The organism is Chryseobacterium sp. T20, assembly GCF_047345655.1.
Lineage (GTDB): Bacteria > Bacteroidota > Bacteroidia > Flavobacteriales > Weeksellaceae > Chryseobacterium.
The window spans coordinates 334,074-349,528 of the sequence record NZ_JBLFDU010000003.1; the positions used below are offsets into that span (position 1 = coordinate 334,074).

Annotated in this window: 13 protein-coding genes; 7 read left to right on the plus strand and 6 right to left on the minus strand. The window is 36.5% G+C overall.

What is annotated here, in order from left to right; genetic code table 11:
* Positions 1-14 precede the first annotated feature (14 nt).
* The 4 genes from ACMA47_RS10025 to ACMA47_RS10040 form a co-directional block, all read right to left on the minus strand.
* Entirely contained in the window at positions 15-1,316 is a 1,302-nt protein-coding gene (locus ACMA47_RS10025) for an MFS transporter (RefSeq protein ID WP_413929674.1), read from the minus strand.
* Positions 1,317-1,489: 173 nt separating this feature from the next.
* Positions 1,490-3,112 (minus strand): SusD/RagB family nutrient-binding outer membrane lipoprotein, encoded by a 1,623-nt coding sequence (locus ACMA47_RS10030; RefSeq protein WP_413929675.1) that lies wholly within the window; start codon positions 3,110-3,112, stop codon positions 1,490-1,492.
* Between the two features lie 10 nt (positions 3,113-3,122).
* Positions 3,123-6,080: a SusC/RagA family TonB-linked outer membrane protein gene (locus ACMA47_RS10035; RefSeq protein WP_413929676.1), complete on the minus strand. Its 2,958-nt coding sequence runs from the start codon at positions 6,078-6,080 to the stop codon at positions 3,123-3,125.
* A 388-nt stretch (positions 6,081-6,468) separates the two neighbouring features.
* Positions 6,469-7,347 carry an AraC family transcriptional regulator gene (locus tag ACMA47_RS10040; protein ID WP_413929677.1) on the minus strand — a complete coding sequence of 293 codons (879 nt, stop codon included), beginning with the start codon at positions 7,345-7,347 and terminating at the stop codon, positions 6,469-6,471.
* Positions 7,348-7,547: 200 nt separating this feature from the next.
* On the opposite strand from ACMA47_RS10040, the gene ACMA47_RS10045 reads away from it, so the two are divergent.
* From ACMA47_RS10045 to ACMA47_RS10075, 7 genes are all read left to right on the plus strand, one after another.
* Positions 7,548-8,414: a helix-turn-helix domain-containing protein gene (locus ACMA47_RS10045; protein WP_413929678.1), complete on the plus strand. Its 867-nt coding sequence runs from the start codon at positions 7,548-7,550 to the stop codon at positions 8,412-8,414.
* An 89-nt stretch (positions 8,415-8,503) separates the two neighbouring features.
* The gene (locus ACMA47_RS10050) at positions 8,504-8,923 is read left to right on the plus strand and encodes an OsmC family protein (protein ID WP_413929679.1); all 420 of its coding nucleotides are present in this window, start codon (positions 8,504-8,506) and stop codon (positions 8,921-8,923) included.
* A gap of 165 nt (positions 8,924-9,088) precedes the next feature.
* Entirely contained in the window at positions 9,089-9,694 is a 606-nt protein-coding gene (locus tag ACMA47_RS10055; protein ID WP_413929680.1) for a TetR/AcrR family transcriptional regulator, read from the plus strand.
* Between the two features lie 10 nt (positions 9,695-9,704).
* On the plus strand, positions 9,705-10,973 hold the full coding sequence (locus tag ACMA47_RS10060; protein WP_413929681.1) for an acetyl-CoA C-acetyltransferase: 1,269 nt from the start codon (positions 9,705-9,707) through the stop codon (positions 10,971-10,973).
* 9 nt (positions 10,974-10,982) lie between these two features.
* Positions 10,983-11,408 carry a PaaI family thioesterase gene (locus ACMA47_RS10065; RefSeq protein ID WP_034691630.1) on the plus strand — a complete coding sequence of 142 codons (426 nt, stop codon included), beginning with the start codon at positions 10,983-10,985 and terminating at the stop codon, positions 11,406-11,408.
* A gap of 2 nt (positions 11,409-11,410) precedes the next feature.
* The gene (gene fabF, locus ACMA47_RS10070; protein ID WP_413929682.1) at positions 11,411-12,652 is read left to right on the plus strand and encodes a beta-ketoacyl-ACP synthase II; all 1,242 of its coding nucleotides are present in this window, start codon (positions 11,411-11,413) and stop codon (positions 12,650-12,652) included.
* A 181-nt stretch (positions 12,653-12,833) separates the two neighbouring features.
* Entirely contained in the window at positions 12,834-13,958 is a 1,125-nt protein-coding gene (locus ACMA47_RS10075) for a TlpA family protein disulfide reductase (protein WP_413929683.1), read from the plus strand.
* A 47-nt stretch (positions 13,959-14,005) separates the two neighbouring features.
* Here ACMA47_RS10075 and ACMA47_RS10080 read toward each other — a convergent pair whose 3' ends face one another.
* The gene (locus tag ACMA47_RS10080) at positions 14,006-14,758 is read right to left on the minus strand and encodes a murein L,D-transpeptidase catalytic domain family protein (RefSeq protein ID WP_413929684.1); all 753 of its coding nucleotides are present in this window, start codon (positions 14,756-14,758) and stop codon (positions 14,006-14,008) included.
* Positions 14,759-14,885: 127 nt separating this feature from the next.
* Complete coding sequence (gene msrB / locus ACMA47_RS10085; protein WP_413929685.1) at positions 14,886-15,413, minus strand: peptide-methionine (R)-S-oxide reductase MsrB; 528 nt, start codon at positions 15,411-15,413, stop codon at positions 14,886-14,888.
* Positions 15,414-15,455 lie beyond the last annotated feature (42 nt).

Genomic DNA, 15,455 nt, shown 5'->3' on the forward strand with positions numbered 1-15,455 from the left:
TTTATTTTTAATTATTATGAATTGATTTGTTGTTCTTTCTGATTTTCCGGATGAGGAAAAGGAACAAATAAAGTGACCAAAAATGCAGGAATGGTAGCAATCAAAACCCAGATAAAGAACATTTTGTATCCGATCCAGTCACTGATCATTCCACTGAACATTCCGGGAATCATTACGCCAAGATTCATGATTCCTGTTGCAAATGCGTAATGGGCCGTTTTGTGTTTTCCAGGTGCAATCTGCTGCATCATGTAGAGCATTAACCCTACAAAACCAAATCCGTAACCGAAATATTCTACTACTACAGCAATTCCTACCGGTAAAAGGTCTGCCGGCTGATAGTGCGCTAATAATGCATATACCACAAATGGGATATTGAATGCACAGCATAGCCATATCAAAGATCTTTTCAGTCCGCGAGCTGAGATAAAATATCCCGCCAGTACGGATCCAAGTATAAATGCTGCCGAACCGTATGTTCCGTAAATAAGTCCGATATCTGAAGTAGATAATCCTAATCCTCCTGATGTTCTTGGAGCTTTAAAAAATAAAGGAGCAATTTTGATCGCAAATCCTTCTGCAAAACGGTACAAAATAATGAAGAGGATACACCACAGAATTTTCTTTTTGGTGAAGAAAGAGGTAATGACTTCCAATAGTTCCTGACGAACATTTCCGGCAGTCTTTTCGCCTTTCTGTTCTTCTTTATTTTCTTTCGGCAGAATGAAATAGTGATAAATAGCCAATACAAAAAAGAGTAATGCATAGATCACCATAATGATCATCCAGGCATGGGTAACGCCTTTTGTCTTTTCTAAAATACCAGCAAAATAAACGAGTGCTCCACTGCTTATAATCTTCGCCAGGTTGTAAAAAGCACCCTGCCAACCGATATATTTCGCCTGCTCTTTATTGGTCAAAAAACCAATATACGTTCCGTCTGCTACCACATCATGAGTAGCTCCACAAAATGCCACTACTGCAAAAAGGGCAATACTATATTTGAAAAAATCATGCATTGGCAGACTTAAGGCCACTAATGCAAACAGAATTCCTATGGCAAACTGAGTAAAAACAACGAAGAATTTTTTTGTTTTATAGATCTCCAGAAACGGGCTCCAAAGAGGTTTTAATGTCCAGGAGAACATGATAAGGGCAGTCCAGAAAGTGATCTGCGAGTCCGAAACACCCATATCTTTATACATGATTCCTGAAACCGCATTAATGGTTACAAAGGGAACTCCCATTGCAAAATATAATGTGGAAATCCAAAGAATTGGTTGTATTCTACGGGTTTCGGAGTTGTTTTTTCCCATATTTAAAAATAAGATTCTAAATAAAAGAGAACATCTCAAACATTCATTCAGGCTAAAAAACGAAACTATAAATTTTTTGGAGATTCTACTCTATTCTCCCGCTTCAATGAATGTATCAAATAAAAATCTGATCTTGAGATGTCTCTTTATTAATGAGTGATTCTGAATATTCTTTATTTCTTATCCCACCAAAGTTTTGTACCTCCGGTGTCAGGCCCATTCAGCATCTGTGCAGCCTGCTGGTAATTATATAATGATGTTTTTGTATCAACAGTGAAAGGAATTCTTCTGATCATCCCTTCTGTACTGATCGCACCACCACTATCATTTTTTCTTATTTTGAAAAGAATCGGATATCCTGTCCTTCTCTGCTCAGCCCATGCTTCTGGTCCGTTTGGATAAAGAGAAAGCCATTTTTGGGTAATGATTCTTTCTAATTTTCTTTCGTTGGTATCCCCGTTATTCCATGCAATGGTGATGGTACTTAACTGTGGATTTCCAACAGGTACATTGTTGTCTGCATTTTTCGGGTCAACATAAGGAGCTTCTGTAGAAGTTGTATCAGCAAGATAGGTTGCAACGTTTGCACTTTTTCCCCATTCTCCGAAAGATTGTTGCACTCCGGTAGTATAGTTGGCCTGAATATCACCTGCTCCTGCATAGCCTCTCAAGGCAGCTTCTGCTTTCAGAAACCATGTTTCTGCAGCGGTGAATAATTTCATTTTACCATCGGTACCTGAAAAATAATCTCCATTGGCAGATTTTGCCTGTGGTTGTGAGAATCCTCCGTACGTTGATTTACCATTTAATAAGTCAATCCCCTGGCGTATTCCTATATATTTTCCTTGTAAACCAGCATCTGTTGCCGGAATAGCATATGCCGGAAGTCTTGGATCATTATATCCGTTCATATAAGCCATCAAAGGAGCTCCGATTAAACAGTCTCCCCATGAGTAAATAATAAAACTCAATTCCGACTGCCCTACACTGATCAACGCATTATCTGCATTGTCAGTAATCAATCCTGCAGGTGAAGCCAAAGCCTCTTCTGCATATTGCTTAGATTTTGCAGGATCAGCATAGCTCATTCTCATTGCTAGCCTCAGCTTTAATGAATTGGCTAGTTTTGCCCATTGTGCCATATTCCCACCGTACACCAAATCAGCTCTTTTCAATGCTGCTTTATCACCTTCATTTCCAGTAGCAGGCATGCTCTGCACTTTTTGCAAATCTGTAATAGCCACAGTAAGGTCATTGATAAAGTTTTGATATGCCTGTTGCTGGGAATCAAAATCCGTTACTCCATTTGCATTGGGTGTTTCATATTTACTATACACTACCGGACCGTGATTGTCTGATACTCTTGCTGCTGTGATTACTTTTAAAATCTTTTTAACTGCAAATGTTCCTGTAAAATCTATTCCCGGATAGAAATTTTTAGCGGCATTATCGATAATGATAGAATAATTGAAGATATCCTGCTGTCTGGCAATAATCCTGTTATTCCAACCATCCATCATAAAATAAGTTGTATTATTCTTGCCACCATTAAACTGAGTTGCTGTACTGAACATACCACTGAACATATCCGCACTTAGATTGGGATACAGCTGATAATCCGACTGAAGACCTCTTTGAAGGGATTTTAAAGGATTAACAACTGCGTTATAATCCGCATACATATTTTCAGGGTTCCCTAGTTTTTCCTGATTATACTGATCTAGATCACCGCATCCGGTAGCAGTCATCAAGACTGCCGCACCCAATACCAGTGTTTTAATATTATTGAATTTCATTTTCGTAAAATTAGAAGTTAGCCTTTAATGATAGTCCGATTGATCGGGTAACCGGCAGACCAAATGAATCTACCCCAACCCCACCAGGTGTATTTCCTGATACTTGTTCCGGATCAAATGGTGCTTTTTTATAGAAGAAGAACAAGTTAGTTCCCACTAAACTTACCGTTGCATTTCTCATATATTTTGACTGGATATCAAAGCTATATGAAATGGATGCCTGGCGTAAACGTATTGTTGTAGCACTGTACATATAAGCTTCATCAATTCCTGTCCCTATACCACCGGCACCACCAGTTCTTTTATAATATGCCTTTGCATCGGTAACTCCATTATAGGCTTGTCCTGCTAAAGGTGTACCCGGAGCATATACTGCATTTGGAATGGATACTCCACCAGCATCTCTTGCATCAGCAGTCGTTTGGCTTACTCCATATAAATCATTTGCTTTTTCAGTAAGAGACAATACTTTACCTCCGAATTTACCATCGATAAGGAAAGATATTCCCAGTTTACCAATATTAAAAGAGTTATTAAAACCTAGAATAAACTTAGGGTTTGGATTGCCTAAATATTGAGGATCGCCTGTAGTACCTAATGGAACTCCATTTTCATCTACTAAAACACGTCCCTGGTCATCTCTTTTGAATTTAACTCCATAAAGATCTCCAAAAGATCCTCCCAGTCTCAGTTTTGTAAAATCTCCTCCTCCTGTTAATGAGAAAAGTTGGTTTTCTGAAATAGGCAGGCTTGACGGGAATAATTCAACAATTGTATTTTTGTTTGCTGAAGCGTTTACTGTAGTTGTCCATCCAAATTTTTCTGTTCCGAAAACTTTGTATGATAAAGACGCTTCAAAACCTGTATTGCGTATTTTCCCTGCATTGATATAATATGACCCTGATGGAATTCCTCCGAAGTTAGATCCTATAGTTGTCTCCAACAACTGATTACTGGCATTAGAGTTATAGTAAGTAAAATCAAAATTTAATCTGTTGCCAAACATTCTCAGCTCGGTTCCTGCCTCAAACGTTTTATTAAGTTCCGGACGAGGAATAAGGTCTGGTCGGCTGGTAACAAATGAACTTTTCGGATATACAATAGTTCCTGCATCTACTCCATAAGAATAGGCATTGTAATAAGCGACCATTGCATTTGAAATATTGGCTGGTAATCCTAGCCCTACAGTTGCATAAGATCCCCTTACTTTCAAGAAATTAATAGCTTCAGGAAGTTTAAAGATAGAAGATAAGATTGCATTAGCTCCTACAGACTCATAATCAAATCCGCTTCTTCCTGTTAATGCCAAAGTAGAATCCCAGTCATTTCTGAAGGTCATATCTACATAAAACATATTTTTATATCCTACGGAAGCACTTGCAAATACTGATCGTACCTGTTTCTTCAGGTTCCAGTAAATGTTATGATATCCATCTCCCGGGCTTCGGTCTACATTCCATTGCAGGTTGTTGATCGCAAATAAATTAGGATTAGACAGATAAGCATTATCAACCTGTGTCACTTTATTACTTGTGGTATTCACACTTCCTCCAACGGTAAAGTCTAAGGAAATTGATTCGCTTAATTTTGGACTACCAATCAACAGGACATCCCCATAGGTAGAAGAATTTTCGTATACATTTTTAAGCATTCTTCCATTTTGTCCTCCAGCTAATAAGCTTGGTGCTGAATAGGCTGAAATATCACGCTGGCTGTCTGAACTATTCCAGCTATAATTACCTCTTACTCGTGCAGTTAACCATGGGTTGATCTCGTAAGATAATGAAACAGCGCTATACGCATTTTTATTTTTTACAGTAACCGGGTTTCTGTTTAAAATCCAATATGGGTTTTGGGTTTCCGGGTTTCCTTTGAAACTTCCGTCAGGCTTTACTTCCCACCAATTTTGTGCAGGTAAAAGTCTTTTTTTATCTAGAAAAGAATAGTTATCCGGTCCATATTGATCGAAATCTACCCCTCTTGGTAACCAATATAAACTGGCCAAAGGAGAGAAAGAAGCTCCTGGTGTTTGTCTGTTTTTACTGTCCTGTAAGGAACCAATGAAGTTAGCATCCAATGTCAGTTTATCATCAAGAAACTTACTTGAGTTTCTGAATGACACATTATACTGATCAAAATAAGACATCGGAATTACTCCTTTATTGGTAGTATTTCCAATGGAAAAGTAGTTAGTCGATTTTTCGTTTCCAGATTGGAAAGAAAGACTGTTTACCCATGTTGTTCCGGTTTGCAGAAAATCTTTAAGATAATCCTTCGAACTTCCTTTTGCTCCCCAGCTCTCAATATTATTTCCTGGAGATTGAGTAGGATCGGATGGGTCATAAGATAAATAACTATGTTGCAGTTTTGGTAGGCTATAAGCTCTTTCTACCGTTAAACTCGAGCTATAAGAGATAGAACTCTTACCTATTTTTCCTTTTCTTGTGGTAATCAAAATAGCTCCATTTCCACCTGCAGAACCGTATAATGCTGATGCTGATGCTCCTTTCAGGAAGTTGATACTCTCAATATCATCAGGATTGATAGAACTTAATACATCCCCCGGATCAGGCATATTAGCATATTGGCTTATATCCGCTGATTTTCCTGTTCCATTGATGATAGGAATTCCATCAACCACATACAATGGCTGGCTGTTTGAGACAGACTTATTCCCTCTCATGATCACCCTTACGGAGCTACCTACACCATTGGTTCTGTTGATCTGTACGTTGGAAACTTTTCCATTGATCGAATTTAATAGATTGGGAGTTTTCACTTCTGTAAGCTCATCTCCACCAATCTGCTGACTGGAATACGTCAAAGAGCGGGCCTGCCTTTTTATCCCCAAAGAGGTGACCACGACCTCCTCAATACTGGTTGTCTTCGTAGTGTCGGCCGCTTTTTTCTCCTGTGCATTCGCAGTAAGTGAAAAAACGAACAGAACGGGTATAACTGCTTTTCTCATAAGGTATAGATTCGTTAGATTTAATTGAGAATCAGTGACATTACTTTATTTTTTAATACAAAAAAAATTATTGTTTTTTCAGCAAAATTTTGCCGTTTATGTATTAAATAATTTAAAGTTTTGTTAAGATTTAATTCACATTCACAAATCTAAATTTTGTTGCCAGTCTGATATAATACTATTTTATCATAAAACGATATTATTTTTTCAGCAATCAAATTTAAAAGCAATTAACATTCTAAATATCAACAAAATACAACACTTCCCAAACAATTAAAAAAAGGGGATTTATTCAGGTATTTTGACAAAATAAAAGTAGATTTCTATGCACAATTTTAGTGCAATAGATAAGGTACAAAAAAAGAAAAAAGTAAATTTTTAATACGTATTATTCAATCTTTTTAACTCCTTTAAACTGCTCTTTAAATTCAGTTGGAGTTGTCTTTTTAATGGACTTAAATACCTTATTGAAATTGGCAATATTATTAAATCCGGCTTCAAAAGCAATTTCAAAGACTGTAAGATTCTTTTCCATCAACCAGCGCGCAGCATAACTGATTCTAATCTCATTAAGATAATTAACAAAAGTTTTCCCGGTTCTTTTCTTGATAAACCTGTTAAACGTCACATTACTCATATTCACCAATGATGCTACATTATCCAGCGTTATTTTGTTCTCAAAATTTTTATGAACAAAATCATGAACAACCTTCATTTTATCATTATCCGCAAAAGACTCAAGCTCAATACTATATGAAGATAAAAGTATTTTGTTTTCTGCTACAGCCAATTCATTCAGAATTTTCATAATTTCTATAAAAGATTCAAAACTGTTCATCTTGGAAAGATTGAGAAACGAATCTTTTAGTTTCTCAGCCGTTTCTGTAGAAAAAAGAATTCCTCTGATGGAGTCTTTCATCAGATTATTGATAGGTTTCAGGATATTTTTTTCCATTAAGGACTGATGGAAGAAATCCTGATTGAATTGTATAGTAATTTCGTGGGTCTTTCTGTTCTTACATCTGTAATTTGCCCAACAGTGTGGTAAATTGGGGCCTACCAGCACCAACTCTATATTTCCGATCTCTCCGGTATGGTCTCCAATCATTCTTCGGTAGCCTTTCCCTTTATAAATAAAGTTGATCTCAATTTCCGGATGATAGTGGTACGGAAAGTCGAAGGAGGCCTTAATCCTGTCAAATACGAGAAAACTATCCTCAGGAGATAGTGGAGTTATTTCTCTCAGAATATTTTCTAATTCGCTCATACAGGCAGTTATGAAAAAAGGTTAATACTTTTAGGTCACAATACAAATCTTTGTAAAAATGATAAAATAATATCAATGTAAAAACATATTTCCGATTTATTTTATTTCAATTTTATAGATCAAACATAAGAAATCATAGGTTTAATAATTTAATACAGCTCAAATCGTCCTTTTTTGTATCTTTAAACTAAAGTTAAAGGATGCCGCACCAGCTTATTTTTGAAGATCAATATAAAAGACTCGGACTGGAAATATTTTCAGAAGAAAATCTGGAGAATTTCAACGGGAATCAATTCAGGACAGATATTAAAGTATTTTTTATTCCTTCAGGATATGAACTTTCGGTAGATTTTAATCATTATACAACCAAAAAACCTTCTCTTTTTTTCCTGACTAACCAGCATTTAAATATACAAAAAGGAAAAGATGAGTCTATCCTCCTTTTCTACAACCGTGATTTCTACTGCATCCAGATCCATGATAAAGAAGTGGCTTGCGACGGACTTCTCTTCCATAATGTATTTGAAATTCCTTTTGTAGAGCTTGATGATTCAGAAACCTCTCTTATAAAAAGTTTGTTCCGGAATATTCAGGATGAACTTGAATGGAAAGATTCTTCCGCAGAGGAAATGATCAGAACCTATGTAAAACAGATTATCATCAGGGCTACCCGTAAGTGGAAGAAACAAAATCTGGATAATGACACGCTCAGAATACCAGGCAGTGAACTTGATATTTTTCGGGATTTCAGCAGACATCTGGAAATTCATTTCAGAGAGAAGCATAATGTAGCCGAATATGCTGAGCTGCTTCATATAGCTCCGAAAACGTTAACCCATAAATTTAAAAATTTAAATCTGGACTCACCCAATCAGTTTATCATCAACAGAATCTTATTAGAAGCAAAAAGGTTACTGTTTTATACGGATAAACCTGTGAAAGAAATTGCCTACGATCTAGGCTATGAAGATCCTGCTTATTTCAACCGTCTTTTCACCAACAAAACAGGAAGCACACCTGCTAATTTTAAAAAAAATTACACTACGGGAAAAAAGTACAATATTTAAGTCATTTTATCTATTGAATACTCCCCACTGCAGACATACCTTTGTAACATCAAAATCAAACAACAATACTAAATACAAAAACAAACATTATGAGACGTAACGCAACAGCCGTTTGGAACGGTACCATTAAAGAAGGAAAAGGACATTTAACTACTCAGAGTACAACTTTAAACCAGACTCAATATTCTTTCAACAGCCGTTTTGCGGATGGTGTAGGTACAAATCCTGAAGAATTATTGGCAGCAGCCCATGCAGGATGCTTCACAATGAAACTGGATGCAGAATTATCTCAGGCAGGTTACAATCCTGAAGAATTAAAGACAACTTCTGTAATTACCCTTGATCCCAATATCGGAAAGATTACGAAATCTGAATTGACTCTTACCGCTAAAGTTCCGGGAATCTCAGAAGAAGAATTCCAGAAATTTGCTAAGATTGCTGAAGAAGGATGCCCTGTAAGCGCGGCTTTCAACTTTGAAATTACATTGAATGCTACTTTAGAGGGTTAAGAATCTAAGTAGTATATCAACATTAATAGGAACGGGCTTTAGCCCGTTTTCTTGTTTAAAAATAATTCCATTGGCTTTAGCCAAAACTTCTGAATTGTAAATTTACAAAACAAATATACCGAATGGTATATTTTTGTATATTTGCATCATATTTAAACATTTATAATGTCGAAGGCAGAAAAAACGAAACAGCATATCATCGAGAAAACAGCAACCCTTTTTAATACCAAGGGTTATATCTCCACATCGCTGTCCGACATTACTCAGGCAACCGGACTGACAAAAGGCAGCATCTATGGAAATTTTGAAAACAAAGATGAAGTAGCAATTGAAGTTTACAAATACAATTCCGGATTATTGAGCAAAACACTTAGTCGTTCTTTTGGTGAAGAGTATCCAACTTCACTGGATAAACTGCATGCTTTTGTAGATTTTTACCGGAAAAACTGGAAGTTTGTCTTTGCCAACGGCGGCTGTCCGTTAATGAATGCCGCAACCGAAGCTGATGATTCTTTTCCTGCTTTAAAAACACAGGTTAAAAAATCCTTTGAACAATGGATGACAAAAATATCAAATGCCATTGCAGAAGGACAAAGTAAAGGTGAAATTGATAAAAAAGTCAGTGCTGAGCAATTCGCCTCCCTATTCATCATGCTTATTGAAGGCGGAATTCTACTTTCAAAAACAATGGGTGACCAAAGTTTTCTAAACCATGCTTTAGATAAAGTCAGTCATATGATTGATCATGAACTCAATATTCTTCCATCATAAATTATACAATATGGAAACAAAAAAAGTGGCTATTGTAGGATACAACAGAATTCCTTTTGCCAGAATGAATACCGCTTATTCAGAGCAGGGTAATCAGGATCTTCTTCTTGCTTCTCTCAACGGATTAATAGATCGTTATCATTTAAAAGGAAAACGACTCGGAGAAGTTGCCGGAGGTGCAGTCATTAAACATATTTCTGAGAGTAACCTCATCAGAGAAACAGTGATGAATACCACTCTTGACCCAGCAACACCTGCTTGTGATCTACAACAGGCGTGTGATACAGGAATTGAAGCAGCTATTTATATCGGAAATAAAATTGCCCTGGGGCAGATAGATTGTGGTATTGCCTGTGGAGTGGAAGCGATGAGTAACATTCCATTCGAATCTTCACCTAGATTAAGAAAAGCCCTTTTACAAGCGAATAAAGAAAAATCAGCGTTTGGAAAATTAAAACAACTGTTAAGCCCTAGACTGAAAGACTGGATGCCAATTCCTTATAAGGGACAGGAACCCAAAACAGGTCTGGTTATGGGTGAACACACAGAAATAACAGCAAAATATTACAATATTTCAAGACAAGAACAGGACGAATTAGCTTTAAAAAGCCACCAGAATATGGCAAAAGCCTATGATGAAGGGTTCTTTGATGATATGATTACTCCGGCCTTTGGTTTAGACAAAGATAATAACCTGAGACGTGATAGCAGTATTGAGAAGCTTTCACAGCTGAAACCTGCTTTTGATAAACAGAACGGAACTTTAACGGCAGGAAATTCAACGCCATTTACGGATGGTGCTTCCGCAGTTTTACTGGCCAGTGAAGAATGGGCGAAAGCCAATAACCTTCCTGTTTTAGCCTATATCAGCTTTTCTGAACTCGCAGGAATAGAATATGTAGAAAATAAGCAAGATTTACTTCTTGCCCCTGTTTTTGCAGCAGAGAGAATGCTTAAAAAAGCAGGCATGAATTTATCTGATTTTGATTATTATGAAATTCATGAAGCATTTGCCGCACAAGTTTTAGCTACCATCAAAATCTGGGAAAATGAGGAGCTTGCCAAAAAATTCGGATTGGAAAAAGCTCTGGGGAAAATTGACAGAAGCAAACTGAATGTGAAAGGAGGAAGCCTTGCAGCAGCGCATCCGTTTGCCGCAACAGGGGGAAGAATTATCGCAACACTGGCAAAACTTCTTCATGAAAAAGGCAACGGAAAAGGATTTATATCCATCTGTGCAGCCCGTGGACAGGGAGTAACAATGATTTTAGAAAAGTAAAAATTAAGTATGGATAGATTAGCACAATTAAAACAATTCATCGGAAAAGAATTTGACCAATCTCCGTCTCCATTTATGAAATGGCTTAATCCTATTGTTCTTTCTGTAGAAGAAGGACAACTGGAATTTCAATATACCATAAGACCGGAATGGTTGAACCCGATTGGAAACCTTCACGGTGGAGTTACGGCTGCCATTATAGACGATATCATTGGTGCTACCATGTTTTCTTTAAATGAAAATTCTTTCATTACCACTATAAATAATGTCATTGATTATTTTTCAACTGCAAAAGAAAATGATAATATTGTAGCCGAAACTAAAATCATTAAAAGAGGAAAGCAGTTTGTAAACGCTCAGTGCGAAATATGGAATGCAGATAAGACCCGCCTAATAGCGAGAGGAACCTCGAATTTATTCAAAATCAATAACTAAGTATGAAAAGAGTTGTCATTACAGGTCTTGGCGCAGTGACGCCTTTGGGAAATAATGTCGAAGAATTTTGGCAAAACAGCATCAATGGAGTGAGTGGAGCAAACAAAATCACCCATTTTGATACAGAAAAGTTTAAAGTACATTTTGCTTGTGAAGTTAAAAATTTTGATCCAAAAGTACATTTAACCCACAACGAAATTAAAAGAAGTGATTTATTTTCACAATATGCCATGTATTCCACAGCAGAAGCTTTAAAAGATTCAGGGCTTGAGCTGGAAAACATGGATCCATTTGATATTGGTGTGATCTGGGGAACAGGACAGGGAGGAATGTGGACTTTCGAAAGTGAGGTCATGAATTTTGCAGCTGGGGACGGAACTCCAAGATTCAATCCTTTCTTTGTCCCGAAATTTATTGCTAATATGGCATCAGGAATGATTTCTATGAAATATGGTCTTCAGGGAATCAATTATACAACTGTTTCTGCTTGTGCTACAGGAAATACGGCATTAATGGATGCCTTCAATTATATTCGTCTTGGAAAAGCAAAAGTGATTGTAAGCGGTGGCTCTGAGGCTGCCATTTCTCCTGCTTCTATCGGAGGATTTTCTATTATGAAAGCCATGTCTACAAGAAATGATGATTTTGCAACAGCAAGCCGTCCTTATGATGCAGACAGAGACGGTTTTGTAATGGGTGAAGGTTCGGGAACTCTGATCCTGGAAGAATATGAGCATGCCAAAGCAAGAGGAGCAAAAATCTATGCAGAGCTGGTGGGTGCAGCGATGACAGCAGATGCCTATCATATGACAGCACCTCATCCTGATGGTGTTGGAGCCATTAAAGCAATGCAGTTGGCTCTTAATGAAGCAGAAATCAATGTAGGTGATATTGATTATATTAATCCACATGCTACGTCTACTCCACTGGGAGACCTGGTTGAACTGAACGGAATTAATAAGTTATTTAAAGGAAGCAAAAACCTTGATATCAGTGCAACGAAATCCATGACCGGGCACTTATTGGGTGCTGCCGGAGCAGTGGAAGCCATTCTTTCAATCAAGGCCATTCAGAACGGAATTATTCCTCCAACAATCAATCTTCACAGTATTGATGAGAATATTCCTCAGGATATCAATATTGTCTTTGGAGAAGCAAAGGAAAAAGACATTACGTATGCTTTAAGTAATGCTTTTGGATTTGGAGGTCATAATGCCACTTTAATTTTTAAGAAATTTTCTTAATTTTTAAAATGCATTTCGAGTGATTCTTATAGCTGAAATTTACTAATAGATTCTTGCTTAGTCCTAAGGGCAAAATGTAGGAAGATCTTTAATAAAATATTGACAATCCCTGTGTTTTTAAAGCACAGGGATTTTTTATGTATGAAAGTTTTTGTAAGTTAGTTCCCCTACAAAATATTTTATGAAGAAACTTTTCTATGCACTATTGATGCTTATTTCAAATTGTATTTATTCTCAGAATAATTTTGAAATTGATCTCCGTTCAGATTCATACATTAATGACAGCCTCATGTTGGGAGCTCCATCGACGAGAAAAGGATTTGGAGACCTTTATACATTCAGAATACAAACGAACAACAATATTTCTGATTTTGGAAAAAAGATCAGGATGGCTCATTCCATTTATTATTTTAAAATTCAAAAGAAAAATATTGTCAATGGTTTTATAGAATACCCTCAACCAGTAGCTTTTGGTTATATGGGAAAAGAGGGTAAAGCAGGTTATAGTACCAAAGTATTTTTTTTAGAAAAAGGAAAATATAAAATTGATTTACCCAAAGACTTTAATAATGTAGAACCTAATATAGATTCTCCGACCAACAGAGAATATAAGATTTTACAAACATCATTGGAACCGTTTTATATAAAATCAAAAAATCCCTATCAAAGTGATAGCTTGATCAATATGGACAAAAAACAGGAGTTTTTAGGAGAATACATCAGAAAAAATCCCAATTCATATGTTGCATTATGGGAAATTGTGAATGATTATACTCTTAACGATTACCATCCTGCTTACTTGAAAAACCTGAATTTATTTTCTCCAAAATTTAAGCAAAACAAATTATACAAAGGTGTTGAGGCTCGTTTAAAAGCAGAACAATCTACCTCCATCGGACAGAAAATACCTGACATTTATTTTGACAAGCAGAATAAATTAACTTCGGAAGACTTTAAGAAATACAAATTAACCTTTATTGATTACTGGTCAACCACTTGTGCTCCCTGCATCAAAGGAATGCCTGAAATTGTGAAGCTGTACAATGAATATAAAGATCAAAATGTAAACTTCATTACGATAACAGACGAGCAAAAACCTAATAGAATGGAGGTTGCCAAGAATATTTTAAAGAAAAACAATGCGAATTGGATTAATTTCTTTGATGTAAACAAAGACTTCCAAAAGAAAGTGAATGCAACCAATTATCCTATTCATTTTATCATTGATGAAAACGGAAAAATAATTGCCCGAATCAGCAATGGCATTGAAGAAGCCAGAACTATTATTCAACAGTATTTACAATAATTTCTTCAAAAGAAAAAAGCAGTCATTTTTTGACTGCTTTTTTAATCTTACGCTTTCAACCATTCTGAGGAAGAAAGATAATTCTGATCGGGATAATAAATGAACAGACAGTTTTTTCCTTTAATCGTGTTGATTATAGACTGTGTCAGTTCTCTTGGGACGGCAGGGCATCCCCAGCTTCTTCCAATTCTTTTGTGCATCGCAGCAAATGCATCACTCACATAATCCGCACCATGCATTACAATTGCTCTTCTGTATGCAGCATCATTAAAGCCCTTATCCATTCCCAATAACTTCAGAGAGTATCCGTTATCACCCTGATAGGTTGCATCCGTGATATAAAATCCCAGACTACTCTGCAGCGAACTTTCCTTGTTAGAAAAATTCGTCGCAAATTCTTCGCCGGTATTTTTTCCGTGTGCTACTAATGAGTTGAACAGAACTTTTTTGTCTTCAAGGTCAATGATCCAAAGTCTTTTGGTGTTAGAAGACATAGAAAAATCGCAGATGGTTAATAAATGCGAATCCTGGGTAAGCAAACCTGCTTTTTTTAAATTTTCATAGCCAGTCAATGCTTTTGAGAACACCTCATAGTTCAGTTCATGTTCCGGGTCAAAGGCAATAGATTGGTACAATGCTTCTGATGAAGACACGACTGTTGTGCTCTTCTCAGATTTCGTTTCAGCTACTTTTTCAGTTTTCGTTGTTACATTCTCACTTTTCGCCACCACTTTTGGGGAAATGTAGAATGAAGTCGTCACCATGTAAACAAGGCCTAATACGCTATAAAATCCTTTCATTCAATACTATATAAATCCAAATTAGTGGGGCAAAATTATAAAAACATAATTACCAAAGGGTTATAACTCTAAAAAGTTTAACGCTATTTAAGAAACTTTAACGTCCTGATTTTGTGAATTAAAGCCCTTATTTTTGAGAATCCGGAACAAATTCAAGGCTTACAGAATTCATACAATATCTCAGCCCTGTAGGCTTTGGGCCATCATCGAAAACGTGTCCCAGATGGGAATCACATCTTTTGCAGAGTACTTCTACTCTATCCATTCCATACGACTGATCTCTTACATAATACACGCCTTCTTTATCTGCTTCAAAGAAACTTGGCCATCCACAGCTGCTGGAAAATTTTGATGTAGAGCGAAACAGATGATTTCCACACACGGCACAATAATACTCACCTACCTCATCAAATTCATTGTATTTTCCTGTAAAAGCTCTTTCTGTAGCTGCTTCTCTGGCAATAGCGTAGAGATCTGGAGCAAGGAGCTTTTTCCATTCTTCATTGGAAACATTGAGTTTGGTAGTATCTGTTCTGGAATAGTATGGATTGTTTTTTGCTTCTGTATTTTCCATAGGAAGGGTTTTAATAGGTTCGTATTTCTGCGTACATGCCTGCAGAGCAATTAATATGATTATTGAAATTAAAAATTTCATCGTAAATTTTAATTCTTTAACCACGAATGGTTTCATAACCAA

What these genes read in the sequence shown, in the direction of transcription:
- ACMA47_RS10025 (WP_413929674.1), bottom strand. Translation starts at nt 1,316, where the DNA reads ATGGGAAAAAACAACTCCGAAACCCGTAGAATACAACCAATTCTTTGG.
- ACMA47_RS10030 (WP_413929675.1), bottom strand. Translation starts at nt 3,112, where the DNA reads ATGAAATTCAATAATATTAAAACACTGGTATTGGGTGCGGCAGTCTTG.
- ACMA47_RS10035 (WP_413929676.1), bottom strand. Translation starts at nt 6,080, where the DNA reads ATGAGAAAAGCAGTTATACCCGTTCTGTTCGTTTTTTCACTTACTGCG.
- ACMA47_RS10040 (WP_413929677.1), bottom strand. Translation starts at nt 7,347, where the DNA reads ATGAGCGAATTAGAAAATATTCTGAGAGAAATAACTCCACTATCTCCT.
- ACMA47_RS10045 (WP_413929678.1), top strand. Translation starts at nt 7,548, where the DNA reads ATGCCGCACCAGCTTATTTTTGAAGATCAATATAAAAGACTCGGACTG.
- ACMA47_RS10050 (WP_413929679.1), top strand. Translation starts at nt 8,504, where the DNA reads ATGAGACGTAACGCAACAGCCGTTTGGAACGGTACCATTAAAGAAGGA.
- ACMA47_RS10055 (WP_413929680.1), top strand. Translation starts at nt 9,089, where the DNA reads ATGTCGAAGGCAGAAAAAACGAAACAGCATATCATCGAGAAAACAGCA.
- ACMA47_RS10060 (WP_413929681.1), top strand. Translation starts at nt 9,705, where the DNA reads ATGGAAACAAAAAAAGTGGCTATTGTAGGATACAACAGAATTCCTTTT.
- ACMA47_RS10065 (WP_034691630.1), top strand. Translation starts at nt 10,983, where the DNA reads ATGGATAGATTAGCACAATTAAAACAATTCATCGGAAAAGAATTTGAC.
- fabF (WP_413929682.1), top strand. Translation starts at nt 11,411, where the DNA reads ATGAAAAGAGTTGTCATTACAGGTCTTGGCGCAGTGACGCCTTTGGGA.
- ACMA47_RS10075 (WP_413929683.1), top strand. Translation starts at nt 12,834, where the DNA reads ATGAAGAAACTTTTCTATGCACTATTGATGCTTATTTCAAATTGTATT.
- ACMA47_RS10080 (WP_413929684.1), bottom strand. Translation starts at nt 14,758, where the DNA reads ATGAAAGGATTTTATAGCGTATTAGGCCTTGTTTACATGGTGACGACT.
- msrB (WP_413929685.1), bottom strand. Translation starts at nt 15,413, where the DNA reads ATGAAATTTTTAATTTCAATAATCATATTAATTGCTCTGCAGGCATGT.